This window comes from Kitasatospora misakiensis, assembly GCF_042656005.1.
GTDB classification, from domain to species: Bacteria; Actinomycetota; Actinomycetes; order Streptomycetales; family Streptomycetaceae; genus Kitasatospora; species Kitasatospora misakiensis.
This window is the reverse complement of sequence record NZ_JBHSOF010000024.1, coordinates 63,137-87,779: the sequence shown is the minus strand read 5'-3', so window position 1 is coordinate 87,779 and position 24,643 is coordinate 63,137. Positions and strand designations below refer to the sequence as shown.

Annotated in this window: 22 protein-coding genes; 14 read left to right on the top strand and 8 right to left on the bottom strand. The window is 73.3% G+C overall.

Features of this window, described 5'->3' with window-relative positions:
- Positions 1 to 121 precede the first annotated feature (121 nt).
- From ACFP3U_RS19630 to ACFP3U_RS19620, 3 genes are all read left to right on the top strand, one after another.
- Positions 122 to 1,246 (top strand): DegT/DnrJ/EryC1/StrS family aminotransferase, encoded by a 1,125-nt coding sequence (locus tag ACFP3U_RS19630; RefSeq protein ID WP_380226870.1) that lies wholly within the window; start codon positions 122 to 124, stop codon positions 1,244 to 1,246.
- A gap of 73 nt (positions 1,247 to 1,319) precedes the next feature.
- Complete coding sequence (locus ACFP3U_RS19625) at positions 1,320 to 2,276, top strand: NAD-dependent epimerase/dehydratase family protein (protein ID WP_380226869.1); 957 nt, start codon at positions 1,320 to 1,322, stop codon at positions 2,274 to 2,276.
- 13 nt (positions 2,277 to 2,289) lie between these two features.
- Positions 2,290 to 3,375, top strand: coding sequence for an MGDG synthase family glycosyltransferase (locus tag ACFP3U_RS19620; RefSeq protein ID WP_380226868.1), 1,086 nt, complete (start codon positions 2,290 to 2,292; stop codon positions 3,373 to 3,375).
- A 151-nt stretch (positions 3,376 to 3,526) separates the two neighbouring features.
- On the opposite strand, the gene ACFP3U_RS19615 is transcribed toward ACFP3U_RS19620, so the two are convergent.
- Together ACFP3U_RS19615 and ACFP3U_RS19610 are read right to left on the bottom strand one after the other, a co-directional pair.
- Positions 3,527 to 3,757, bottom strand: a complete 231-nt coding sequence (locus ACFP3U_RS19615) for a DUF397 domain-containing protein (protein ID WP_380226867.1) — start codon at positions 3,755 to 3,757, stop codon at positions 3,527 to 3,529.
- Entirely contained in the window at positions 3,754 to 4,629 is an 876-nt protein-coding gene (locus ACFP3U_RS19610; protein WP_380226866.1) for a helix-turn-helix domain-containing protein, read from the bottom strand. The genes ACFP3U_RS19615 and ACFP3U_RS19610 overlap by 4 nt, the downstream gene beginning before the upstream one ends.
- A gap of 289 nt (positions 4,630 to 4,918) precedes the next feature.
- Here ACFP3U_RS19610 and ACFP3U_RS19605 point away from each other — a divergent pair, with 289 nt between their 5' ends.
- The 7 genes from ACFP3U_RS19605 to ACFP3U_RS19575 all read left to right on the top strand — a co-directional run bounded on the left by ACFP3U_RS19605 (position 4,919) and on the right by ACFP3U_RS19575 (position 11,351).
- Positions 4,919 to 5,446, top strand: a complete 528-nt coding sequence (locus ACFP3U_RS19605) for an ATP-binding protein (protein ID WP_380226865.1) — start codon at positions 4,919 to 4,921, stop codon at positions 5,444 to 5,446.
- An 89-nt stretch (positions 5,447 to 5,535) separates the two neighbouring features.
- Positions 5,536 to 6,879, top strand: coding sequence for a UDP-N-acetylglucosamine 1-carboxyvinyltransferase (locus ACFP3U_RS19600; RefSeq protein ID WP_380226864.1), 1,344 nt, complete (start codon positions 5,536 to 5,538; stop codon positions 6,877 to 6,879).
- Positions 6,876 to 8,087 (top strand): metallophosphoesterase, encoded by a 1,212-nt coding sequence (locus tag ACFP3U_RS19595; protein WP_380226863.1) that lies wholly within the window; start codon positions 6,876 to 6,878, stop codon positions 8,085 to 8,087. Before ACFP3U_RS19600 ends, ACFP3U_RS19595 begins: the two co-directional genes overlap by 4 nt.
- On the top strand, positions 8,084 to 8,617 hold the full coding sequence (gene dcd / locus ACFP3U_RS19590) for a dCTP deaminase (protein WP_380226862.1): 534 nt from the start codon (positions 8,084 to 8,086) through the stop codon (positions 8,615 to 8,617). The genes ACFP3U_RS19595 and dcd overlap by 4 nt, the downstream gene beginning before the upstream one ends.
- Positions 8,614 to 9,150, top strand: coding sequence for a dCTP deaminase (locus ACFP3U_RS19585; RefSeq protein WP_380226861.1), 537 nt, complete (start codon positions 8,614 to 8,616; stop codon positions 9,148 to 9,150). Before dcd ends, ACFP3U_RS19585 begins: the two co-directional genes overlap by 4 nt.
- On the top strand, positions 9,147 to 10,253 hold the full coding sequence (locus ACFP3U_RS19580) for a glycosyltransferase family 4 protein (protein WP_380226860.1): 1,107 nt from the start codon (positions 9,147 to 9,149) through the stop codon (positions 10,251 to 10,253). The genes ACFP3U_RS19585 and ACFP3U_RS19580 overlap by 4 nt, the downstream gene beginning before the upstream one ends.
- A 72-nt stretch (positions 10,254 to 10,325) precedes the next feature.
- On the top strand, positions 10,326 to 11,351 hold the full coding sequence (locus ACFP3U_RS19575) for a serine hydrolase domain-containing protein (RefSeq protein ID WP_380226859.1): 1,026 nt from the start codon (positions 10,326 to 10,328) through the stop codon (positions 11,349 to 11,351).
- A gap of 166 nt (positions 11,352 to 11,517) precedes the next feature.
- On the opposite strand, the gene ACFP3U_RS19570 is transcribed toward ACFP3U_RS19575, so the two are convergent.
- The 5 genes from ACFP3U_RS19570 to ACFP3U_RS19550 all read right to left on the bottom strand — a co-directional run bounded on the left by ACFP3U_RS19570 (position 11,518) and on the right by ACFP3U_RS19550 (position 16,694).
- The gene (locus tag ACFP3U_RS19570; RefSeq protein ID WP_380226858.1) at positions 11,518 to 12,252 is read right to left on the bottom strand and encodes a polysaccharide deacetylase family protein; all 735 of its coding nucleotides are present in this window, start codon (positions 12,250 to 12,252) and stop codon (positions 11,518 to 11,520) included.
- Positions 12,249 to 13,049, bottom strand: coding sequence for an SDR family NAD(P)-dependent oxidoreductase (locus tag ACFP3U_RS19565; protein WP_380226857.1), 801 nt, complete (start codon positions 13,047 to 13,049; stop codon positions 12,249 to 12,251). The genes ACFP3U_RS19570 and ACFP3U_RS19565 overlap by 4 nt, the downstream gene beginning before the upstream one ends.
- Complete coding sequence (locus ACFP3U_RS19560; protein ID WP_380226856.1) at positions 13,046 to 14,062, bottom strand: DMT family transporter; 1,017 nt, start codon at positions 14,060 to 14,062, stop codon at positions 13,046 to 13,048. Before ACFP3U_RS19560 ends, ACFP3U_RS19565 begins: the two co-directional genes overlap by 4 nt.
- Before the next feature lie 83 nt (positions 14,063 to 14,145).
- Positions 14,146 to 14,433: a hypothetical protein gene (locus tag ACFP3U_RS19555; protein ID WP_380226855.1), complete on the bottom strand. Its 288-nt coding sequence runs from the start codon at positions 14,431 to 14,433 to the stop codon at positions 14,146 to 14,148.
- 152 nt (positions 14,434 to 14,585) lie between these two features.
- Positions 14,586 to 16,694 carry a condensation domain-containing protein gene (locus ACFP3U_RS19550; RefSeq protein WP_380226854.1) on the bottom strand — a complete coding sequence of 703 codons (2,109 nt, stop codon included), beginning with the start codon at positions 16,692 to 16,694 and terminating at the stop codon, positions 14,586 to 14,588.
- 84 nt (positions 16,695 to 16,778) lie between these two features.
- Here ACFP3U_RS19550 and ACFP3U_RS19545 point away from each other — a divergent pair, with 84 nt between their 5' ends.
- The 3 genes from ACFP3U_RS19545 (at position 16,779) to ACFP3U_RS19535 (ending at position 21,084) form a co-directional block, all read left to right on the top strand.
- Positions 16,779 to 19,151, top strand: coding sequence for an FHA domain-containing protein (locus ACFP3U_RS19545; RefSeq protein ID WP_380226853.1), 2,373 nt, complete (start codon positions 16,779 to 16,781; stop codon positions 19,149 to 19,151).
- Positions 19,148 to 19,738, top strand: coding sequence for a hypothetical protein (locus ACFP3U_RS19540; protein ID WP_380226852.1), 591 nt, complete (start codon positions 19,148 to 19,150; stop codon positions 19,736 to 19,738). The genes ACFP3U_RS19545 and ACFP3U_RS19540 overlap by 4 nt, the downstream gene beginning before the upstream one ends.
- Positions 19,739 to 20,049: 311 nt before the next feature.
- Positions 20,050 to 21,084, top strand: coding sequence for a serine/threonine-protein kinase (locus tag ACFP3U_RS19535; protein WP_380226896.1), 1,035 nt, complete (start codon positions 20,050 to 20,052; stop codon positions 21,082 to 21,084).
- Positions 21,085 to 21,260: 176 nt separating this feature from the next.
- On the opposite strand, the gene ACFP3U_RS19530 is transcribed toward ACFP3U_RS19535, so the two are convergent.
- Complete coding sequence (locus ACFP3U_RS19530; protein ID WP_380226851.1) at positions 21,261 to 22,622, bottom strand: streptophobe family protein; 1,362 nt, start codon at positions 22,620 to 22,622, stop codon at positions 21,261 to 21,263.
- 567 nt (positions 22,623 to 23,189) lie between these two features.
- Between ACFP3U_RS19530 and ACFP3U_RS19525 the strand changes: the two genes are divergently transcribed.
- Entirely contained in the window at positions 23,190 to 24,428 is a 1,239-nt protein-coding gene (locus ACFP3U_RS19525; RefSeq protein ID WP_380226850.1) for a DUF6777 domain-containing protein, read from the top strand.
- Positions 24,429 to 24,643 lie beyond the last annotated feature (215 nt).

Genomic DNA, 24,643 nt, shown 5'->3' with positions numbered 1-24,643 from the left:
CAGTAGCGTGATGGCCTGGATCGGAGCTTTCGTCCCGATCCGTCCAGATCCGTCCCTCACGGTGCCCGACGCCCGAGGGGCGCAGCCCGTCCACAGCTCGTCCCGCAGCCGGAGGTGGCCCATGGGCGTTCCCGCCGCTCGCATCGTGTTCGACGAGAACGACCGCGCGGCCGTCGCGGAGGCGGTGAGCGAGATGCTCGCCACCGGGGCGCTCACCCTCGGTCCCTGGACCGAACGGTTCGAGCAGTCCTTCGCCGCCGAGCACGGCGCCCCGCACGCGGTCGCCGTCGCCAGCGGCACCGCCGCACTGGAGATCGTCCTGCGCAGTCTGGACGTCCGCGACCGCGACGTGGTCGTCCCTGCCGTCACCTTCTACGCGACCGCCGGCGCCGTACTGCACGCCGGCGGACGGCCGGTGATCGCCGACGTAGACCCGGCGACCCTCGCGCTCGGCCCGGACACCCTGGAGGCCGCGCTCACCCCCGACACCGCCGCCGTCGTCCTGGTCCACATCGGCGGACTGATCACCCCCGAGGCCGAGGCCCTGCGCGCGCTCTGCGACACCCGCGGCATCCCGCTGGTCGAGGACGCCGCGCACGCGCACGGCAGCAGCTACCTGGGGCGCGCCGCCGGCACCTTCGGCCTGGCCGGCGCCTTCTCCTTCTACCCGACCAAGGTCACCACCAGTGGCGAGGGCGGGATGATCCTCACCGAGTCCGCCGAACTGCGCGACGAGGCCCGGATCCACCGCGACCAGGGCAAGGGCTCGTTCACCACCAACCACCACGTGCGGCTCGGGGCGTCCTGGCGGATGAGCGAGCCGCACGCCGCCATCGGCACCGTCCACCTGCGCCGGCTCAAGGAGTTCGTGGAGACCAGGCGCCGGGTCGCCCAGCGCTACGACGCCGCGCTCGGCGCGCTCGACGGCCTGCGGCCGGTCACCGAGCCGGCCGGCTGCCGCAGCAACTACTACAAGTACGTCGCCCTGCTGCCGCCCGGCGTCGACCGGGCGGCCTTCAAACGGGCCGTCGCCGAGGAGTACGACGTGCGGCTCTCCGGCGAGGTCTACGACCTGCCGCTGCACCTGCAACCGGTGCTCGCCCCCTACCGGCGGGCGGCGCTCCCGGTCGCCGAGGACGTCTGCGCCCGGCAGATCTGCCTGCCGGTGCACTCCGACATGACCGAGGACGAGACCGACCTGGTGATCGAGGCGGTCTCGGCCGTCCACCGCCGCCTCGCGGGCTGACGCGCCGCAGCGGTCCGGAGAAGCCGCCGTCCGTCCAGAGAAGCCAGGGCAGTCCAGAGAAAGGGAGAGAACCGTGCGGATAGCGGTCACCGGGGGATGCGGATTCATCGGCTCACACGTCGTCGACCGGCTGCTGGCCGCCGGGCACGAGGTGCTCGCGGTGGACTCCACCGACAAGTACCTCAACCCCGACGCCGACCACGCCCGGATCGACATCCTCGACCTGCCCGCCCTGACCTCCGCCCTGGACGGCTGCGAGGTGGTCTTCCACCTGGCCGCGCAGGCCGACGTCGAACGGGTCGCCGCCGACCCCGTCCGCGCCGTGCGGATCAACATCGACGGCACCGAGGCCGTGCTGGAGGCCGCCCGCCGCAACGACCTCAGCCGGACCGTCCTGGCCAGCACCGTCTGGGTGTACGGGGCGGCCCTCGCCGAGCCCGGGATGGACGACGGCGAGCAGGAGCTCGACGAGCACGTGCCGATCGAGCTCGACCACAGCGGGCACCTGTACGTCGCCACCAAGCTGGCCGCCGAGATGCTCGTGCACAGCTACCGCCAGCTGTACGGGCGGCACTTCACCATCCTGCGGTACGGCATCCCGTACGGGCCGCGGATGCGCGACGAACTGGTGGTCGCCCGGTTCGTGCAGGCCGCCCTCGACGGACGGCCGATCACCATCGCGGGCGACGGGCGGCAGAGCCGCAACTTCGTCTACGTCGAGGACCTCGCCGACGCCCATGTGCGCGCCCTCTCCCCCGCCGCCGAGGACCAGACCTTCGCCCTGGAGGGCTCCACCGCCGTCTCGGTCCGCGACATCGCCGACACCGTCGACCGGCTGCTCGGGCCGGTCAGCATCGAGCACATCGAGGCGCGCACCGCCGACTACGCCGGGCGCCGGATCTCCGCCGCGCAGGCCAAGCGGCTGCTCGGCTGGTCGCCGCGGACCAACTTCACCGACGGCGTGCAGCGCTACGCGGACTGGTACCGGGCCGAGGCCGCCCCGGCGGCCGGACCGCTCCCGGGCGCCTGAACCGGGGCCCGGCGTGCCGCACGCGCTGCTGGTCTCCGGCTCGCTCGGCCAGGGCCACGACGTGATGGCCCGGGCCTGCGCGGACTCCCTGGAGGCGCGCGGCTGGACGACCCGCACGGTCGACGCGATGGCCCTGCTCGGCCAGCGCGCCGGCACCGCCGGGGAGGCCGTCTTCCGGCGGCTGCTCGACCTGCCCGGCGTCTACGACGCGTTCCACTTCTCCGCGCTGCGCCCCGGCGCCCGGATCGCGCTGCTCGCCGACGCCGCGGCCCGGCGGCGGCTGGTGCCCGCGGTGCGCGCCCTGCTCGCGGAGCAGCGGCCGGAGCTGGTGGTGTCGGTGTTCGCCACCGCCACCTCGGCCGTCAACCGGCTGCGCGGCGACCCGCCGGCCTTCCGGCACCTGGTGCTCTGCACCGACGTCACCCCGCACCGGCTCTGGGTGCAGGACGGCACCGACCTGTTCCTGGTCACCTCGGAGGTCGCCGCCTGCGGCGTCCGCCGCTACCGGCCGGACGCCCCGGTGGCCGTCCTGCCCGCGCCGCTGCGCGCGCCGTTCTACCGGCCGCCCTCGCGCGCCGAGGCCCGGGCCGAGCTGGGCGTGCCGCCGGACGCGCGGTGCGTCCTGCTGATGTCCGGCGCCTGGGGCCTCGGCCCGCTGGCCCGCACGGCCGCCGAACTCGCCGACGCCGGACCGCACGTCCTCGCCGTCGCCGGCAGCAACGCCGAACTCGAACACCGCCTGCGCCGCGCCGCCACCCACCGGCCCCGACTCCACCCCTTCGGCTGGACCGACCGGGTGCCCACCCTGATGGCCGCCGCCGACCTCGTCGTCACCAGCTCCGGCGACACCTGCAGCGAGGCCCGCGCCCTGGGCCGACGCCTCCTCCTCCTCGACGTCGTCCAGGGCCACGGCCGCGACAACCTCCAGCACGAACTCGAACTCGGCCACGCCGACGTCGCCTCCGCCCGCCCCACCGAAGTCGTCCACTCCGCCCTCGCCGCCCTCACCCGCCCCACCCCACCCCCCTCCCCCGGCGCCACCCCAACCCCCTGGCACGACGACTTCACCACCGCCCTGGCCCGCGTGGGCCTGGCCTGACGCCGCTCCCACATCGGCCGCTTCGGAGGCCCGGCCGGCAGTCACCGACCACCGTGCGAGTTTCCGGTCCGGCCCGCCCGGGGGTCTCATACGCCAACGGGCCGCTTCCCCCGATTGCGACGGGGGAAGCGGCCCGATGCGCATCAGCCCACTACAGGAGGCCCTGGACAATTCCCTCCTTGAAGGCTTCCCACTCCTCCTTCGTGTAGCGGAGGGCCGGAAGGTCCGGGCGCTTGGAGTCGAAGACAGCCATACCGCCTCCCGGCAGGTCCGCCAGCTCGACGCACGCGTTGTTGTCGGTGCTGAGCGGCGACTTCCTTCGCGCCGCGGCGGTGAGGTCGAGTGCGTAGAGGTCGGCCTTCGGTTCAGGGGTGGAGCTCAACTTGCCATTCCTTCCATGTGTTTTCTGATCAGCTCCCGCGAGAGATCAGCGGACAGGGTCGAGGGGAGGATCTGCGCGAAGTCGTTGAGGAAACGCTCAGCGACCTCCTCGTCTTCCAGATACCGAGTCTCGCCTGCGCTTTCGGCTGCCACCAGGGTCGGCCAGGGCTTCCGGAACTGAAAGATCTGGAAATTCCCTCGGGCTCCTGGATGAGGGCCGGCATCCAATGGAGCGATCAGAAGGTTCACATTGGGCAGGGCACTGACGTCCAGCAACTTCATGAGCTGCTCCCGCATCACGGCGGGGTGCGGCGAGAACGTCTGGAGCAGCAGGGCCTCATGAAGGATGAACCAGTACTCGGCCGGATCGTCGGACCTGGTCAAGGTGGCTTGCCTGCCCATCCTGATGTCCACGATCCCGGCGTGGTCGGCTTTCGGAATATGGGTCGCGGTGACGGCCGTGATCTCGCGAGCGTAGGCACCCGTCTGAAGGATGCCAGGGATCACCGTGGCGTAGTAGGAACGGACGACGCGCGCCTCGTCCTCCGCATCGATGAAGATCTCCAGGTTCGCCGGCACTATCCCGCCGTAGTTGCTCCACCAGCCGACCTTGCCCGCGTTCCTGGCCAGTTCTTCGAGCGGGACGATGATCTCAGGATCGATCACCTCGTAGTGCTCCAGAAGCCGGGCGACCTCGGCCGAGTTGACCTTGGCCTGAGCGTTCTCGATGCGAGAGACCTTCGGCCCGTCCCACCTCTCACCCATCAGCTCGGCGACCTGGTCGAGGCTGAGCTTCGCGGCGGTCCGATACTTCCTCAAAGCCTTGCCGAGGCGACGGCGACGGACCGTCGGGATGGCGCGCACGTTGGGCATAGGTGCAATCCGCTCCTCACTGGGTGCGGCACTCGCACCGCTGGGTGCAGTTTGGCACCTGCCAGGTGCGACAGTCGATAGAACACGTGTTTTATCTCATGCCAGTTTGGGTCACAAGCTTGTCAGTTCAAGATCCAAGGGGCACTCTGTCAATCGCAACAAGTGATGCAGCGTCATCTCACTGACCTTGCTGCTGTTTTGTCGTGGATCTTGCTTGTCTCGCCGACGCGGGCCGCCAACCGGATCTCGGATCGGATCACCGCGCGCCGCAGCCGCTGGAGGACCTTCGATGACGGCCCCACCGTTCCATGCCCGCGAACTCGCGCCCCGGCCCGGTCACAGACCGGCCGATGATCACGCTTCCGCAGGAATCAGACAGGCAACATGGCGTCTCCGGCCGGTTCCCGGGGCTGTCGGGCCGATCCGGCGGCTCGCCGCGATGACGGTCTGCACTTGGTATCCAGGGCTTCCGGCCGAGCGCATGGACGATGTCAGAACCGTCGTCAGCGAGCTGGTCACAAACGCCGTCCGTCATGCGGGGGCCGACGGAGACGTCACCGTCGAGTTGTGGCCGACTCCTCATGGGAACCTCGCCGTCAGCGTCGGTGACGGCTCCGAGCGGCCCCCCACGCCCCGTTCCCCCTACGACGACGGGCAGTCCGGATACGGGCTTTCGATCATTGCCGAGCATTGCGCCGCATGGGGCTGGCACCCCACGCCCACCGGCAAGGCGGTCTACGCCACCCTGGCGATGGCCGGGATCGACGAGCCCGGGACCACGGATCAGAACACCCGCGAGTCGGGGTCGGGGAATTGACGTCACCACCCTCCCGATGCCCGAGTCGGCCCGGCACACGCCACCGCGGAACGAGCGTCCCACCCCCAACCGTCCTGGGAAGGACACCCATGTCGAGCTTGTCTCCGACGAACCCCTCAACGACCGCACTCTCCGTTCGTCGCAGCAGGCCGCTCACCGGAGCGATCCGTGTGGACGGCTCGAAGAACGCTGCCCTCCCTCTGATCGCCGCCGCCGCGGTGACCGGTCGGACCGTGCGCGTCGAACGCATCCCGCGCAGCACCGACGTTCAGGTGATGCTCGCCCTCCTCCAGGAGATGGGGTACGTCCTCACGAAGCCCGTCTCCTCCTCCGACGGCCTCCAGCCGCCCGAAGCGGACAAGGTGGACGTCACAGCTCCCTCACACCCGAATCACGCACCTGATCTGCGGGCGGCTGCCACGATCCGCGCGTCCTACTACCTGGTGCCGGCGCTGCTTCAGGCGAGCGGGCGGGCGAGCATGCCGTGGCCGGGAGGGTGCTCGATCGGTGATCGGGGGATGGATCAGCACTTCAAGGTCTACGAGCAGTTCGGTGACAAGGTCCGCATTCGCGAGGACGGATACGAGATCCGCCGAGCTGCCGGTCCCGTCGAAAAGGTGACCGTGGACCTGCCGTTCCGGTCACGCGGTGCGAGCGTTGCGGCCGTTCTGCGAGCGGCTGTGGCCGATTGCCCGCTGACGCTCAGGAACCCGAACACGTCCCCCGAGTTCAGCGCCGTCCTCGCCGCGCTCGGTACGACGGGCTGGGAGGTGTGTCCCGGCACGGATCTCATCCGCCTCACCCCTCCGGTCGCCCGACCGGACACGCCGCTCATCTGGGAGATCCCCGGCGACAAGATCGAGGCTGCGACGCTGGCCTGCGCCGTGGCAGCCACGGGTGGCAGGGGACGCGTCGAGGGAATCGTCGAAGCGGATGTCGGTCCCGTGGTGGCGTTGCTGCGGGGACTCGGCATCCTGGTCGAGTCCCAAGCCGATGCGATGCACGTGCAGGCCGACCCGCGGACGTTCACGGGTCGACCGCTGCGGGCAGTCGCCTCGCTCGACCCGGCCGGCCTCGACGCCGACTTCGAACCGCCGCTGATGGCCCTCGCCCTGGGAATGCCCGGCGCCCATCTGTTCTCCGATGCGATCAACCCGGGCCGCCACGGCAACCTCCTCGCCCAGTTCGGCCGGCTCGGTGCGACGATCGAGCCGCTGACACCCACGGAGTGCCGCCTCACCGGCCCGCAACGGCTCACCGGGGCCACCGTCGAGGCCACCGACATCAGAACCGGTTCGGCCCTGCTGATCGCTGCTCTCACGGCCCACGGAACGACCATGTTGCGCGGACTGAACCAACTCCGGCGCGGGCACGCCGATCTGCCGGCCAAGCTGCGGTCGCTGGGCGCCGACATCACGGAGGTCTCCCGGTGATTCGCGAAGTGGCCGCCATCGCGGCCACCACTGACGTCCATTCCGCGTTCGACAACGCGAACCCCATGCTCAGCGGCCTCCACGAGGCCCGCGCGCGAGCGCTGATCGTGGACTGCGGGGACTACTTCGAGGGGAGCCGCTTCTACCGGTTGGGACGCGGCGCGATCGAGCGGCAGGTACTGACCAGCCTGTACGACGTGATCGCCCCGGGAAATCACGGGTGGCAGCACTATCTGGAGCCCGACATCCGGGCCCTCACCGTGTGCGCGAACGTCGTGGACCAACAGGGCGTCCCTGTGTTCCGCCCGCTCCACCGAGCCGTGGTCGGAGGGCTCCGCGTCCTCGTCACCGCTGTGATCGGCGAGCAGGCGTTCGCCACCGTTCCGCCGCTACACCGCACCGGCCAACGGGCGACCGACCCGGTCAACGCCCTGCGGGACCTGCTGCTCCGTCACCACCACAGGGCGGATGCCTGGGTGCTGCTGTCCCACTCCGGCTTCGAGGCAGACCTCCGGATCGCCGAGGAATGCCCGTTTCTCGACGTGATCTTCGCCGGGCACTGCCACAGTGACCGGTACGGCCCCGCACAGGTCGGCCGCACCGTTGTCGTCAAGGGCCACGAGCTGGGCGTCGGATACGCCTGGGCGGAACCGGCCTCCACCGGTTGGACCGCCCACGCCGCGAGGTTCACGGACACTCCCACCTCCCCGACCGCGCTGGCCCCGATCACGGACATGATCGACAGCTGGCGGCGGCACCTCGCCGCGCCTCTCCGCCCTGTCCTGCCCCGGTGGCAGAACTCCACGCCCTGCCGCGCGACGATCCTGCAACTGGTCGCCGAGCACCTTCACGACAAGCTCCGGGTACCCGTGCTCCTCAACGAGACCGCCCTGCGCAGCACGAAGCTCGGAACCACCTTGCGGGTCGGCGACCTGCTCGCCGTCGAACCGTTCGGCAATCAACTCGTCCACGCGAAGATCCCCCATCGGTACATCGACCGCCCCGAAGGCTTGGTCACCCATCTCACACAGCACTGCGGCCCCACCACCACGGTCCCGCGCCCACTGTCGGCCGGCACCACGCATGTGCTGACCACCGACTACCTCGCCACCACCTTCCTGGACCGGTACGCCCACGACGCCGGCTTCGGTCTCGGTGAGTCCGTGCTGCGAGTCCTCACCACCGACGACGAGAGGAACCGTCGATGATCCTCACCGGCCCCGAGATCGCCGCCGCCGTCCGCGACGGTCGTATCCGGATCACCGACTACACGGACGCCCAGGTCAACCCCAACAGCTACAACGTCCGGCTCGGTGACACCCTGACCGTCTACGCCGAGGAGATCATCGATCCCCACCGTGACAACACGACCTGTACCCGGCACATCGGCGCCGACGGTTACGTGCTCCAGCCCGGGGAGCTGTACCTCGGGCACACCGTGGAGGAGGTCGGATCCGACGCCTTCGTCCCGCTCCTCTTCGGGCGCTCCTCGGTCGGCCGCCTCGGCCTCTTCGTGGAGATCACCGCCCCGATCGGCGATATCGGCTTCCACGGCCAGTGGACGCTCATGCTCTCGCCCGTGCGCCCGCTCAAGGTCTATGCCGGGATGAAGATCGGCCAGATCATGTTCTTCCTGTCCGTCGGCCCGGTCAGCCTCTACTCGGGCAAGTACCAGTCCACGTGCGGCCCGCAGCCCTCCCGCTACTGGCACGACGCCAAGCCGACGGTGGCCCGATGATCCTCACCGGCCCGGCGATCGCTGCCGCCGTCACCGCTGGTGACATCGCCATCGAGCCCTACGACCCCACGCGGATTTCGCCCAACGCCTACGACTGGAGGCTGGACGCCACCCTCAGGGAGTGTCGCGGGGATCTGGACGCGGCCCGCCCGGCCGAGTTCACCGAGCTGGTCGTTCCGGAGGACGGCCTTCTCCTGGAACCCGGGGTGCTGTACCTCGGGGCGACCCTGGAGCGAACCGGCTCCGAGCGGTATGCGCAGATGCTGAACGGGGACCGCACTATCGGCTCCCTCGGAATCTGGGTCCACGTCTCGGCCCCCCTCGGCCACGTCGGCCACGCGATCCGGTGGACGCTGGAGATCCGAGTCGCCAAAAGGGTCCGGATCCACCCTGACATGACCTTCGGGAAGCTCGTATTCCTCCAGACCTTCGGCGCGGCAGCGAGCTACCAACAGCACGGATCGAAGTACCGGGCCACCGAGGGAATCGACATCTCCCGTCTCTACCAGGAACTGCGAGGTGAACACGGATGACAAGACCTCGGGCGCCCCTCGCCGCCGCAGCGATCGACCTTCCCGCCGGAAGCCCCGGTGGAAGCGTCGAGCTGTTCCACGACCTGTACACCGGCGACGAGCCACTCATCCCCGCCAAGCCGCTCATGCTCACCCCGCCCAACGGCAGTGCGACCGTCCCCCGGGAGATCGGCCTGCTGGACGTTACCGGGAAGTGCCTCGACGGGCCGGCCTTCTGGACGTACGTGACGGCGTTGCAGAGGTCCGTGCTCTCGCACCTCGCGGCCCACCAGGTCGACGTGCTCCATCTGCATCACCTCGCGTTCGGCGCAGCCCCCGCACTGGCCCGCGCCTTCCCCCGACACCCGAGCATCGCCCTGGTCCACGGCACCGACCTGCTCTTCGCCGCGACGCACGACACCCAGCGGCAGGTACTCCTGGCCACCGCTCGGGGCGCGAATATCATCTGCGTGCCCACCCCGGCCATGGCCGATCATCTCCTGCGCATCGCGCCCCGGACCGACCGCCGGAAGATCGTACTTCTCCCCTGGGGAGTCCCCGACCACCTCTTGGCGGCTCCCCCGGCGCTCGGTCCCAGGCACGGCGGCCCCCTGCGGCTCCTCTATGCCGGGCGCCTCACCCCTGAGAAGGGTGGCCGTGCACTCGCCCGCGCCGCAGCTTCCGTCTCCGGCGTGGAATGGAGCATCGCGGCTCCCGAGGCCGAGTACGCCGCACTTCTGCCCACGCTTCGGAAGCTCCGCGCCCACGTCAGCTACCTCGGTTGGGTCCCCCGCCGGAAGCTCTGGCAGACCTTCGGACGGCATGACGCCCTCGTCATGCCGTCGACCACCCTGGAAGCGTTCGGTCTGGTCGCCGTCGAAGCCCAGGCGTGCGGGCTGCCGGTTCTGTACCAGCCCGTCCCAGGGCTGTCCGACACCATCGGCGACAGCGGGCTCCCGGTCGACCTCTCCTCCCCGCACGACCTCGGGCCCACTCTGGCCGCACTCGTCCGGGACCGGGGAGCGCTGGAGGAGGTCCGTCGACGCGGCTACCGGAATGCCAGGCGTTTCCCCCTCAGCTCCACGGCCGAGGCGCTCAACCATCTGGGTGCCCAACTCGCCTGACGGCAGGGCGTCCTGCGCCGGGCACGCCGAACTCACTACGCTGGCCGGGCACCCACCCCGACAGGGAGCGACATGATCCACGACATCGAAGCCGTCCAGGGACTCGTCCAGGAAGGCGTCGCACGCAGGACGTACCCCGGCGCCGTCTGGGCCGCCGGGGACCGGACCGGTTCGCTGGCCGGCGGGGTCTGCGGAACGCTCGACGGCACCGAACCGATGCTCGCCGGAACGGTCTTCGACATTGCCAGCCTGACCAAGGTCACCACCGTATGGGCGGTCCTCGGGTGTCTTCGGAAGGCCGGCCGGCTTCCGCTGGACGACTCGCTCGGAACCTTCTGGACCGAGGTCGCCGGCCACCCCCTCGGGCAAGTCACCGCGCGCCAACTCCTCACGCACAGCGCCGGAGTTCCCTTGCGGGCGAATCTGCGGAACTCGTACGGCAGCGACGAGGCCGCGGTCCGGGCAGGTGTTCTCCAGGAGGCCCTCCACCGGCCCCCGGGCGAGGCAGTCGAGTACACCGATCGCGCTGCGCTCATCCTGGGGTTCCTCGCCGAGTACCTCACCGGCACCACGCTCGATCAACTCGCCTCGCAGACCGTGTGGAAGCCGCTGGGGATGACCGAAACCCGGTTCGGCCCCGTCCCGCCCGACCTGGTGCGGCGCTGCGCCCCGACCGAGGTCGACGAGACCACCGGACAGGCCCTGCGCGGAACCGCCCACGACTTCTCCGCGCGCCTGCTCGGCGGGGTGTGCGGGATCGCCGGGGTGTTCTCCACCATCGAGGACATCGCCCTGTTCGCCACCGCCCTCCTGAACTCCGATGACGCCCCGTTCGGTGCCGATTGGGTACGGGAATCCCTCCGCGTCCAGACCGGCGGTCTGACCCCGCCGAGAGGCCTGTTCTGGCATCCGGCCCCCGGCACGGATCCGGCCGACGACGTGTGGGTGCACTACGGCTTCACCGGCACCGGTCTCTGGATCTCGCCACAACAAGGGACCTGGGCGGCGCTGTTCACCAACAAGCTCTTCCACACCCGTGACCGTGAACCGCTGACGAAAGTACGGAACGACTTCCGGGCCGCGCTGTTCACGCCGTAGCGACCGCGCGAACAGCGCGAGGACCCGGGCTCGGCAACAGTCGACGGGGGCGACGTGGCCGCACAGGTCTCCGACACGCCTTGGCCGCCACTGCCTGGTGGCGGCCAAGGAGTCCGGGCTCCAGGTGTCGGGCGCCGGCCCCCTGGCGCGGGTAGGCCTGGCCTGATCAGCCTGGTCGTCGGCGGTCGCGCGGGACACCGTGGTCGCGCAAGGGGCCGAGGGTGAGGTTGTGGGCGTGGCAGTGGGCGGCGATCAGGGGGAGGGCGGTGAGGGTGGCGTGCCAGGAGTCGGGGGTCGAGGTGCAGTCGGAGTCGTGGAGGAGGAGGGTGGCGCCGCCGGTGAGGTGGGGGCGGGCGGTGGCGTGGACGGAGTGGCCGGTGGCGCCGGGTTCCCAGTCGCGGCCCCAGGCCGTCCACAGGACGGTGCGCAGGCCGAGGCGGTGGGCGGCCAGGGCCGGGCCGGCGGCGAGGACGCCGTAGGGCGGGCGGTACCAGAGCGGGCGGGCGCCGGTGAGGGTGGTGACGGCCTCGGTGGCGCGGCGGAGTTCGCGCAGGTCGCGGGCGGGGGCCGGGTAGTACTGGCGGCGGTGGTGCCAGCCGTGGACGGCCACCTCGTGGCCCCGGGCCACCAGGTCGCGGCCGAGGTCCGGGGAGCGTTCGAGCATGGCGCCGAGGAGGAAGAAGGTGGCGCGCACGCCGAGGGTGTCGAGGGCGTCCAGGATCGGCGGGGTGCCGCGCGGGTCGGGGCCGTCGTCGAAGGTGAGGGCGATGTGGTGCGGGTCGCCGTAGCCGGCGGTGCGGCGGGCGGCGTGGCGTTTGACCGGCGGCAGGCGGACGGCGGCCGGGGCCAGGTGGAGCAGTTCGACGCCGGCGGCGGCGCCGAGCAGGAGGCCGGCCCTCACCCGAAGCGGGACGCCATCCGCCGGAAGAAGCCCGGGGCGGCGCCGTGGATCCGGGCGGGGAAGCCCAGCCAGTGCGGGAGGAAGACCCGGTCGCGGTCGGTGGTGATCGCCGCGTGGACGAGGTCGGCCACCGCCTCCGCGGCGACGGGGCGGGGGCGTTCGCGCTGGTAGTCGGTGCCGCGGGTGGCGAAGAACGGCGTCTGCACGGCACCCGGCAGGACGAGCCGGACGCCGACGCCGGTGCCGCGCAGCTCGTACCAGAGGCTCTCGGCGAACATGGTCAGCCCGGCCTTGGTGGCGGCGTACGCGGCCTCGTCGCGGACGCCGACCTGGCCGGCCATCGAGCCGAGCAGGACGATCCGGCCGCGGTCGCGCTCCAGCATGGCCGGCAGGAGCAGCCGGGCCAGCCGCAGCGGGGCGGCGAGGTTGACCTCCAGCATCCGGTCCAGGGTGTCGGTGGGGGTCTGCGCGAAGGGGCCGCGCCAGCCGAGGCCGGCGCTGGCGATCAGCGCGTCGACCCGTCCGGCCGCGGCGAGGGCGGCCTCGGCGAGCCGCTGGGCGCCGTCGGGCTTGGCGAGGTCGGCGGGCAGTGGCCGGCCGCCGGTGCGGGCGGCGACGGCGTCGAGCCTGGCCTGGTCGGTACCGGAGAGCAGCAGCCGCCAGCCGGCGGAGGCGAGCCGGGCGGCGGTGGCCGCACCGATCCCGGAGGAGGCGCCGGTCACCAGGGCGATCGGCGGGTCGTCGGCGGGGTGCCGCCGGGTCCGTCGGGAGGGTGGGCGGTCGTCGTCCGTGGTCATGGCACCTGCCGCTCTGTGCGCCTCTCGCCGTCCGTTTTGTCCGGCAAGTCACCTTCGCACGGCGGAGCCGTTCGAGCGACCCGGGTGGGCCCGGGCCGGGGCGCCGGGGCCTGCCCGGCCGGTTCCGGCGGGCGGTCCGGCTCGGCCTCCAGTTCGGCCTCCACCTCCGCCTCCAGCTCGGCCTCCAACTCGGCCTCCACCTCGCCGAACCGGGACAGCACGAAGGTGCCGCCGACCGCCACCGCGAAGCCGGTCAGCGCGCACCAGGCGCAACCGGGCCGGGCCGTGTCGCCGAGCGCGAGCACCCCGACCAGCGCCGGGCCGAAGGTCTCCGAGACGGTGCCGGCGGCGGTCACCGCCGTCACCGTGCCGCGCTGCAGGGCGAGCGCGTAGGCGAGGTAGCCGCCGAGGCCGCCCAGGGCCAGCCCGTACGCGGCGGGGTCGGTGAACACGTCGAGCGGGCCGTCGAGGTCCAGCACCCGGACGGCGAGGCTGGTCACCCCGAAGCCGACGCCCGCGAGCAGGCCCAGGCCGACCGCCGCCGCGTTGCCGGTGCGGCGGGCGAGGACGAGCGTGAGCAGCAGCATCAGCACCGTGGTGGCGAGCAGCGCCCAGTGGAAGGCGGCCGGCGCCTGGTCGCGGCCCGCCCGGCCGGAGCCGAGGGCGAGCAGGGTCAGGCCGACCACCACGACGGCGATGCCGAACAGGTCGGCGCGGTGCAGCCGGGCGCCGAGCAGCCGGGCCGCGGCGAGCGCGGTGACCGCCAGGCTGGCGTTGGTGACGGCCTGCACCAGGAACAGCGGCAGGGTGCGCAGGGCGACGATGCTCAGCGCGAAGCCCGCGATGTCCAGGCCGGTGCCGAGCAGGAACCGCCAGGAGCGGACCAGGTCGGCGAGCAGACCGACCCGCACCCGGTCCGCGTGCGGCGCCTCCCGCGCACCGCTCGCCTGGAAGACCGAGCCGAAGCCGAAGCAGACGGTGGCGACCAGGGCGGTGGTGAGTCCGAGCAGCATGGCCCTCCCGGCGTCGGGGGCGCCCCCGGAAGCCGGGGGTCACCCCCAGTGTCGGCCGGGCACGGCCGTCCCGCAGCGGGGCGCTACTCCCAGTGCCCGGAGCAGCTGTAGGCGTTCGTCGAGCGCTCCGGACCGGACCTGATGTGGATCCTGGTGATGTGTCCGTGGCAGATGCTGCCGTCGGGAGCGACCTCCAGCAGCCCCGCGTCGACGAGGAGGCGGTTGACCTCCTGCCCGTCGGCCTCGCTGATCCGCTGCAGGAACGCGCGCGGCCCCTTGCGGAACTCGGCCCAGTCCTCCTCGGTGAACTCGACGTCCCAGATCTCGACCTCGTGCTGCTCCTCCTGGTACTTCGGCGTGAACTTGACCATGATCGATCACCCCACAATCGTGAACGCCCCCTGGTTCCAGGCTTCCGCCCGCGGACGCTCCCGGCAACTGCGGTCACCCTCGGTCACCACGGAGGGGGCGGGGGACGGCGGGTCAGCACGGAGGGGGCGGGGGACGGCGGGTCGGCGCGCGGTCAGCCGGCCCGGCCGGAGCCCTCGGTGTGGGCGGGGAGGGTGGGCCAGGTGAGGAGTGGGAGGGGGCCGGGGTGGTGGTGGACGGCGTAGTGGTGGGGGGCCATCGCGGTCTCGCGGCCGGGGAGAGTGGCGACGACCGCGTGGTGGGCGGCGGCGGGGGTGAGGTCGGGGTCGGCGGTGGCGATCCGGGCAGTGAGGCGCCCGTTCCCGTACTCGAGGTCGACCGCCGTCGCGCGTGCGCCGAGGGCGTCGGCGAGCAGGGTGCGGACGGCCGCGAGGTCGATCCAGTCGGCGCCGACGCGCTGCCAGTCACCCGTGCGGGTGGCGGGGTGGAGGCCGCCGAGGGCGGCCAGTTCGGTGAGCGGGAGCGGCCGGTCGGCGGCGGCCGCCAGGACGGTGGGGACGGCGCGGGCGAAGCGCTCGGTGTCGGCGCGGTCCAGCGCCTGGGGGCAGGCGAGCAGGGCGAACTCCAGGCTGCCGGCGGTGCGCAGGATGTTGAGCATGAGGCGGACCGGCAGCGGCTGGTCGGGCAACCACTGCACCTCGGGGTCGGCGGTCGGGGCCGGGCGGGCGTCGGAGAGGGCCTCGGGGATGGCGAGACTGAGGTCGTTGACGACCACCTGGCGGGTGAAGCGGGCGCCGCGCCGCTCGGCGACGTCCTCGACCAGTTGCCAGACCTTGTCGGCGTTGAGCGTGCTGTGCCAGTAGCCGGTGAAGGAGGCGGCCTTGGTACGGCCGATCAGGGCATCCAAGTCGTCGTCCGCGACGGAGGGGCCGACCTCCAGGGCGATCAGGGCGTCCTGCGCCAGAGTGCCGATGTGGTCGGCGAGGGCGGAGCGCTGGCGGTTCGCCGAGAGGGCCGAGATCACCAGGTCGGTGCGGGCCGCGCGGTGTGCGGCGAGGGCGGAGAAGACGGCGAGCAGCACGACCGACGGGCTGGCCGCGGTGCGGCGACAGACCGCTTCGAGGTCGGCGGCGCCGGTCCGCGAGCGCAGCAGCAGGGCGGCGAGCCCCTCCGACGGGCCGGTCATGCCGTCGACCGCGAAGGAGCTCGACGGGCCGGTGGTGAGGACGGTCTCCCAGTGCTTCAGGGCGGCCGCGGTCTTCCGTCGCCCCTGGACGCTCTGCTCCAGGGCGGCCAGTTGGAGCGGGGTGCGGGAGCCGGCCGGCGGCAGCTCCGTCCCGGCGGCGAGCGCGAGCCAGTCCCCGATGAGCAGCGTGACGGCGACGCCGTCGACACCGGCGTGGCAGCCCACCACGACCAGGCGGCGGACGAGTTCGCCGTCGGTGAGGAGGGTGAAGCGCAGGCGCGGGGCGGTGGTGAGGTCGAAGGGGACGGCGACGTCGGCCCGGCCCAGTTCCTCGGCCAGGGCGTCGACCTCGCCGCCGGTGCGGTCGCCGACGGGGACGAGGGCGACGGTGAACTCGCCCTCGGCGCGCACCTCCTGGCGTTCCGGGAAGGCGTCCTCGCCGGGGCCGGGCGGGAAGACGGTGCGCAGCGACTCGTGCCGTTCCAGCAGTGCGCGCAGCGCGTCGACGGCGGCGGGCACGGTGGTGGCGTCGGGCACGGGCCAGACCGACTCGCGGTTGATCTGTTCGGGCCGGTCGCGCCGGATGCAGCGGAGCATGTTGTCCTGGCCGAGGGTGAGCGGGCCGGAGCCGCCGCCCACGCCGTGGAACCGGGCCGTGATCCGCCCGCTGGTCTCTGTCACGTCGTGCGTCATCACGTCGGTCGCGCCCTTCGGTTCGCGGGTCTGGGCGGGGTGCGGTCGGGACGCTATCAGCGGGCCGATCATGTGGTCCAGACCAGAAATCTGGGATGTCTCGGGGTCCTCCGAGACTGCTTGATGCTGCGTCAGCCACCCGACACAGCAAGGTGATTCGGCGGTGCCCAGGTGTGGTCGGCCGGCGAAGGCCGGGACGCGCTCCAGTGCCCGGGCCGGTCCGGCGGCGAGGCGGTCCTCGTCCAGCGCCTGTGCGAAGAACAGGACGACCGAGACGGAGAGGTCGGCGAGCATGGTGTCGGCCAGCCCGCAGCGGAGGACGGTCCCGGGGGCGGTGCCGGCTCTGACCGTTCGGGTGTCGCGCAACCGCGGCCAGACGCTCATGGATCCATCCCGGGGCTCGCGTGGGGGCGGTGCGCCGTCGCCGTGGCCGGGCCGGGTGGGGCCCACCGGACTAGAATCCCAACTATGGGAGAGCGCCCGGGCGCGCCCGCCGCGCCGCCCCTGGTCCTCGTCACCGACACGGATTCGCAGCTGATCGACCCGCGTCGGGCGTACCACGTCGGCCGCGACCCGACGAGCGAGATCGTCCTCGACGACCCGCGGGTCTCCTGGCACCACGCCGTCCTGCGTGCCACCGACGGCCACTGGCAGCTGGAGGACGTCGGCAGCACCAACGGCACCTTCGCCGACGGCCGCCGGATCCGGTCCGAGGAGGTCGGCCCCGGGACGAGGCTGCGGTTCGGCAACGCCGCCGACGGCCCGTCCGCGACCTTCGCCGGCCTGCCCGCCGCCGCGCCCGCCGAGCGCCCCTCGCTCGTCGCCCCGGGCGTCTCCGGCACCTTCCGCCGGCCCAGCGCCGTACTGCGGCTGCCCGGCCGGACGGTGCGGATCGGCCGCGCCCCCGACAACGACCTCGTCCTCGAGGACCTGGTGGTCTCCCGCCACCACGCCGAACTCCGCACCCGCCCCGACGGCGGCCACGAGATCGTCGACCTCGGCAGCCACAACGGCACCTACCTCAACGGCCGCCCCGTCCAGCAGGCACCGGTCGGCCCGGCGGACATCGTCGGCATCGGCCACTTCGCGCTCTGCCTCTCCGGGGACGAGCTGGTCGAGTACACCGACACCGGCGAGGTCTCGCTCAATGTCCAGGGTCTGGTCGTGCGGGTCGGCTCCGAACGGCGGGTGCTGCTCGACGACGTCTCCTTCCCGCTCGCCGAGAAGGCCCTGCTCGCCGTCGCCGGACCCAGCGGCGCCGGCAAGTCCACCCTGCTCAACGCGCTCACCGGCCTGCGGCCCGCCGACGAGGGCACCGTGCTCTACGACGGCCGCGACCTCTACCACGACTACGCCGAGCTGCGCCGCCGGATCGGCCTCGTACCGCAGGACGACATCCTGCACACCCAGCTGACCGTCCGCCGCGCGCTCTCCTACGCCGCCGAATTACGCTTCCCCGGCGACACCGCCAAGGAGGAGCGGGAGGCCCGGGTCTCCGAGGTGATCCACGAGCTCGGCCTGGACAGCCGCGCCGACCTGGTCATCTCCAGCCTCTCCGGCGGCCAGCGCAAACGCGTCAGCGTCGCCCTCGAACTGCTCACCAAGCCCTCGCTGCTCTTCCTGGACGAGCCCACCTCCGGCCTGGACCCGGGCATGGAGCGCTCGGTCATGCAGATGCTGCGCGGCCTGGCCGACGACGGGCGCACCGTCGTCGTGGTCACCCACAGCGTGCTCAGCCTGGACGTCTGCGACCGGCTGCTGGTGCTCGCCCCCGGCGGCCGCACGGCCTACTACGGCCCGCCCGACGAGGCCCTGCCGTTCTTCGGCTTCACCGAGTGGCCGCAGGCCTTCGAGGCCTTCGAGAACGAGGACCACGCGGCCTGGCAGCGCCGGTTCCGGGAGTCCCCCGAGTACGAGCGGTACGTCGCCGCCGGGGCGCTGCCGCCCGCCCGGCCCGTTCCGGTGCCCGGGCCCGGGGCCCCGGCCGACACGATCGGCCCGGAGCAGCCGCAGAGCTGGCCCTCCCAGCTGAGCACGTTGATCCGCCGCTACACGGCGGTGCTCGCCGCCGACAAGCTGTTCCTGACCGTGATGATCGCCCTGCCGTTCCTGATCGGCGTGATGTGCCGGGCGATGGCGGGCACCCGGCTCTCCTCCGACAACGCCCTGAACTGCCTGCTCACCCTCTGCATCGGCGGCCTGCTCACCGGCTCGGCCAACGCGGTGCGCGAGATCGTCAAGGAACGGCCGATCTACCAGCGAGAACGCGTGGTCGGGCTGTCCCGCTCGGCCTATCTGGTCTCCAAGGTGGTGGTGCTCGGCACGATCACGGTGGGGCAGGCCGCCGTACTGACCGTGGTCGGCCTGGCCGGGGTCGACCTCAGCCCGACCCTGGCCACCGGGGTGGCGGTGCACAGCGGGGTGCTGCTGCCACCCCTGGCCGAGCTGATCATCGCGGTCGCCCTGCTCTCCTTCTCCGCGATGATGCTCGGCCTGCTGGTCTCCGCGCTGGTCCGCAAGGAGGAGGCGACCATGCCGCTGCTGGTGCTGCTCTCCGTGGTGCAGATCGTGTTCAGCGGCGCCATGCTGAAGCTGCACGGCGTGCCCGGCCTGGAGCAGTTCGCCTGGCTGGTGCCGTCCCGCTGGGGCCTCTCCGCGATGGCCCGCACCGTCGACCTGCACACCGTCCTGCCGACCGCGATCACCGCCGACCCGATGTTCCGGCAGGAGCGGGCCGGGTGGGTGCTGTCGCTGGTCCTGCTGGTCGCGCTCTCGGCGGTACTGGCCCTCGCCGTGCTCGCCCTGCTGCGCCGGCAGGAGCCGGCGATCATGCGGAAGTGACCCTGCGTATGGAAGAGTTCGGGTTCCGCCCGACCCATGTGGCCCCGCCGGACGGCCTGCCCAGCTGGGCCGCTCCGGACCCGATGCTGCCCGCCTCCCCGCTGGACCCGCTGCTGCCGCTGCAGCTGATCGGCCGGGCCGGGGACTGGGCGCAGGTGCTCTGCTCCAACGGGTGGACCACCTGGGTGGACGGCCGGCTGCTCATCTCGCTCCCCGGGGTGCCGCCCACCGCCACCGGCCCGCCGGCCCGTACCGCCGACCCGCGCCCCGCGCTGGCCGAGGCGGAGGGCGCGCTGGCCCGCTACCGCTCGCTGCTGGAGGACCTCGCTGCGGGCGGCGCCGACCTGGAGACGTTCCGGGAGCGGGCGCGCGGGCTGCGGATCGGGCTGGTCGTCGACGGCGAGCGGCTCTGGGTCTTCGACCCGGTGCACGACCGCTGGTGCTACTGCGACGGCCTCCAGCTGCACACCTACGCCGTCGGCGAGCGTCCGCGGCCGTCGGGCGGTCGGACGCCGCCCCCCGGGTCGCCTCCGGGCGCCGGCTCGCCACCGGGCGCCGACGAGCCCACCCGGCTGGTGGGGCCGTGAACCCGCCCCCCGGGCCGCCGCCGCACCACCGGACGACCGACGCCGACCCGTCGCCGGCCGACCCGCCGGCGGCCGCAGGCCCGCCGTCCGACCGGCCGCCGGCCGCCGGTCCGCCGTCGCACGAGCGCACGGGCGAGCACCCGCCGCACCGTCCGACCGAGCTGGTGTCCCCCGCCGACGCCGGCTCCGTCGGACCCACCGAGGCGCCCCGGCCCAACCTCCCCGCACCCCCCGACCCGGACCCCGACGAGGCGCCCGGCGCGGACGCTGACGAGGACCGCGACGAGGACTTCGCCGTCCGGCCGCCGAACCTGCCCGCCGGCCTGGTCGGGCGCCGGGTCGCCGGCTACCGCCTGGAGTCGGAGATCGGCCGCGGCGGCATGGCCGTCGTCTACCGGGCCAAGGACCTCCGGCTCGGCCGCACCGTCGCGGTCAAGCTGCTCGCCCCCGAACTGGCCCGCAACGAGGTGTTCCGGCGGCGGTTCATCCACGAGTCGCAGGTCGCCGCCGCGATCGACCATCCGCACATCATCCCGGTGTTCGAGGCGGGCGAGGCCGACGGCATCCTGTTCATCGCGATGCGCTACGTCGAGGGCGGCGACCTGCGCGGCCTGATCTCCCGGGGCGGCCCCTTCCCGGTCGACCGGGCGGCCGGCCTCGCCCTGCAGATCGCCTCCGCGCTGGACGCCGCGCACGACCACGACCTGGTCCACCGGGACGTCAAGCCGGGCAATGTGCTCGTCGCCCCCGGCACCGACAGCGAGCACCCCGAGCACCTCTACCTCGCCGACTTCGGCCTCACCAAGAAGTCCCTCTCGCTGAGCGGCCTGACCGGCGTGGGCCAGATCGTCGGCACCCTCGACTACGCCGCGCCCGAGCAGATCTCCGGCCGGCCGCTGGACGGCCGCTGCGACCAGTACGGCCTCGGCTGCGTGGTCTTCGAGATGCTCGCCGGGGCGCCGCCGTTCCGCCGGGAGAGCGACCTCGCCCTGCTCTGGGCCCACCTCAACGACCCGCCGCCCACCGTCCGCGAGCACCGGCCCGATCTGCCGGAGGCCGTGGACGCGGTGGTCGGCCGCTCGCTCGCCAAGCTCCCCGAGGACCGGTTCGCCAGCTGCCTGCAGTTCGTCGCCGAGCTGCGCGCCGCGACCGTCGCCTCGGCCGCCGGCCCGCCCGGCGCCCAGTGGGGCACGGCCGGCCCGCCGACCGAGGTGGTCCCCGCCTTCGGGGCCGCCCCGAACCTCGGCGCCGCCTCAAGGGGGTACGGCCCGACCCCCGGCGTCCCCGAGCCACCGGACTGGGCCCTCCCGGCCGTCCACCCGCCGGGGCGCCGCAGCGGGCGGTGATCCGGCCGCTCGGGCGGGACTTTGCAAAGTCTCACTTTGCAAAGTCCTGCCCGGCCCGACAAAACGGGGCAAAGCCGCACATTTCAAACGCACCTGACTTTGCAAAGTTTTCGCGACCACCGCGCCCGCTGCCCGCCACCGGTGGCGGGCAGCGGGCAGCGGGCGCGGGCAGCGGGCTACCCGGTCTCGCCGCGGCGGGGCAGGCGGTCGGCGGCGAGCGCGCCGAGGGCGCCCGTCAGCAGGCCCCAGCCGGCGGCCAGCGGGACGGTGATCCACAGCACCGGGTCGAGCGTGAGCCTCCCGCCGGCCAGCGCGGCGGCCGGGCCGACCGGGTCCGCCGCGGGGCCGAGGACGGAGCCGAGCAGATCGCCCAGGCCGCCCTCACCCAGGCCCACCCCCAGCACCGAGAGGCCGTAGTCGGCGGAGATCCTGGTCCAGACGCCGACCAGCAGCATGCTGACGGCAGCCGCCGCCGCCAGTCGCACCGCGTGCTGCCACAGGCGCACCCCGCGCGGCGCGCGGTGGGCGGCGAGCACCCCGGCCGCCAGCATCAGGACGGCGGCCAGCGGGAGCAGCCACCAGGCCCGGCCGTCCTGCTCCGCGAGGGTGCCGAGGCTCACCGTGCCGTCCTGGCCCTCGCCGACCCGCAGCACGGCGGCCAGCGACTTCGGCACCGGCAGTCCGATCGCCCCGACCAGGTGGCCGTGCCACTCGCCGCCGAGGCCGACCCCGAAGGCCAGCCAGACGAGGTTGGGCAGGGCGAGCAGCGCGACCGCGGCGACCTCGCGGCCGTTGCCGTGCACCACGGCCGTACCGACCGCGGCCGCCACGCCCAGCACCACGTACCCGAGCAGCACCAGCAGCATCGCGAACGCGGCCGGGCGGACGGCCTGCTGGAAGGGCACCAGGGAGCGCGGCAGCGGCGCGCGGCGGGAGACGGCGAAGGTCGCGGCCAGCACGACGAGCAGCCAGAGCAGTCCGAGGCCGAGGGTCGGGGCGGGCTCCGCGTGGAAGCCCACCTCGGGGTTGAGCCCGAGCGCGCCGCCGAGCTGCTCGACGAGCCCGCCGCCGAGCGGCACCGCGAAGGTGTGCCGGGCGGCGAGGCAGAGCAGGGCGAGGGCGACCAGCCAGACCACCGCCGTCCGGGCGGCGCGGCCGAGCAGTTCGCGCCCGCCCGCCACCGCGCGGAAGCGCAGCTGGCGCAGGAACACCTCGGCCACGGTCAGCGCGCCGACCAGGCCGACGGAGAGCGGCATCGCGGTGATCCCGGCGTCGACCGAGGCGAAGAAGCCCGCGCCGCCGTCGAGGCCGACCGATCCGCCGACCGCGAGCGCCAGGGTGGCGGCGAGCACGTACGGGAAGCCGCCGCCGGGCAGGTCGCCGGCGCCGGCGGCCCAGAGGCCGAGCGCGGCCACCGCCGCCATCGCGGCGAATCCGGCCAGGACGACGGCCACCGCGTCCAGCCAGCCGCGCACGGCGCCGGGTGCTCCGGCCGTCCCGGTGCGGGCCGGCCCACTCGGACGGGCCTGCTGCTGCATGCGGGGCCTCCCTGTCGGCTCGGTGCCCCCCACGGGTCCGGTTCCGGCCCCCACGCCTGGCACCAGGGTGGCCCAGGACCGGCCGACCCGCCCGCTCGTCGGCCCCCGTCCGGCCGTGTGCCGGCGTGTGCCGACCCCTCGCCCGCCCGTCGCCGACCGCGCGCCGACCGGGCCGCCGCCCCGCTCGTCCACCTGCTCGTCCACCCGGGCGCGCCGTCCGGCGGCGGCCTCCGGGCGGCCCCGTTGCTGTTGCGACCGACGGGGACCGGGGGGAGAAATGGATGCCAGTGGCAGGAGCCTCCTGCGCCGGCCGGGTGGACCGGCCGCCTGCGAAACGGAGCCTCGATGAGTTCCCAACCGCCTTCGTCCGGGCCGCCCTTCGGCCCGCCCTCCGGACCGCTCTCCGGACCGCCGTCGGGCGGCCGGTCCAGTCCGCCCGGTCCCCCGTCCGGCCCCGCCTCCGGTGGAGCGGGCGGGCCGTCCGGTCCCGGCGGGTCGTCCGGTTCGGGCGGACCGTCCGGGGGCCGTCCGACGCCGTGGTGGCGCTCGGGCCCCAAGGCCGCGCTGGTGGCGGCCACGGCCGTGCTCGCCGTGGTGGCGACGGTGCTGATCGTCAACAACAGCAGCAGCGGCAAGCACGACGACACCGTGCCCACCGCGAACGAGGTCGCCCTGCAGTCCCCGCAGGACCCGGGCCCGGCGCCGTTCACGCCCTCGGTGCAGACGGAGGCGGTGCAGGCCCCGGCGCCGACGTCGGCAGCCGCGAAGCCCACCGCCACCCAAACGGGTGGTGCGACCGCGACCACCGGCCTGCACAACGTCGACGGGACGTCGGCGGGTGTCTACGGCGGGACGATGAACAAGTCGAGCTGCGACGTGCAGCGGCTGATCTCGATCACCTCGACCGGTGACACCGGCCGGGCCTGGGCCTCGGCGCAGGGCATCGAGCAGTCCGCCGTCCCCGGCTACCTGCGGTCGCTCACCTCGGCGTACCTGCGGGTGGACACCCGGGTCACCAACCACAGTTACAAGGGCGGCGCGGCCGTCGCCTACCAGTCCGTGCTCCAGGCCGGCACCGCGGTGCTGGTGGACTCGCAGGGCGTGCCGCGGGTGCGGTGCGGCTGCGGCAATCCGCTGAAGTCGCCGACGCTGGTCGCGGACGCCAAGTACGTCGGCAAGCCGTGGACGGGCTTCCAGCCGACCACCCTGATCATCGTGGTCGCCGCACCGCGGCCGGTGACCGAGATCGTGCTGGTGAACATCGTGACCGGCGGTTGGTTCGCCCGGGTGACGGGGCAGATCGAGATCGTCGACAAGACCGTCAAGGAGCCGCGCGGTCCGCTGGCGCCCGGCGTCCCGCCCGCCACCTCCTGGCCGCCGGGCTCACCGATCGCGTCGGTGTCGGGCTCCACCTCCGCCTCGACCTCCGCCTCGACCTCCTCCTCGGCGCCGAGCTCGGGCTCCACCTCGACCTCGGGTTCGCCCTCCGGCTCGACGTCCGGCTCCACCGGCCCGTCCAGCAGCTCGGCGACCGCCTCCACCTCCGGTGCCACCTCGTCCGGCGCGACCTCCTCGGGTGCGACGTCGTCCGCGGCCACCTCCTCCGCGGCGTCGAGCAGCGCCTCCACCGAGTCGGCGTCCTCGAAGCCGACGGTGACGGTGACCAGCACCCCGGCCGCCACGACGACGACCACGAAGACGGCCGCGTCGACCACCACCGCCCAGCAACCGGCGACGGACACGGCGACCTGTGCCACCACCGCGCCCTCGACGCTGCCGCCCTGCCCGACGGCGACCACCGGCTGAGCCGAGCCGCGCCGACCGGCCCGCGCCCCGTCCGCCACCCCGGCGGGCGGGGCGCGGGCGCGGGCGCGGCTGCTCCGGGCCCAGGACGCTCCCGCCCGCTCCACCGGTTCCCGTCCGCCCCGTCCGCCCCGTCCGTCCCGCCTGTGGCGCCGGGCCTTCCGGGCGGGATAACGGTAGGCCAGACACGCCCTAGGATGAGCACGAACCGCGCGGAA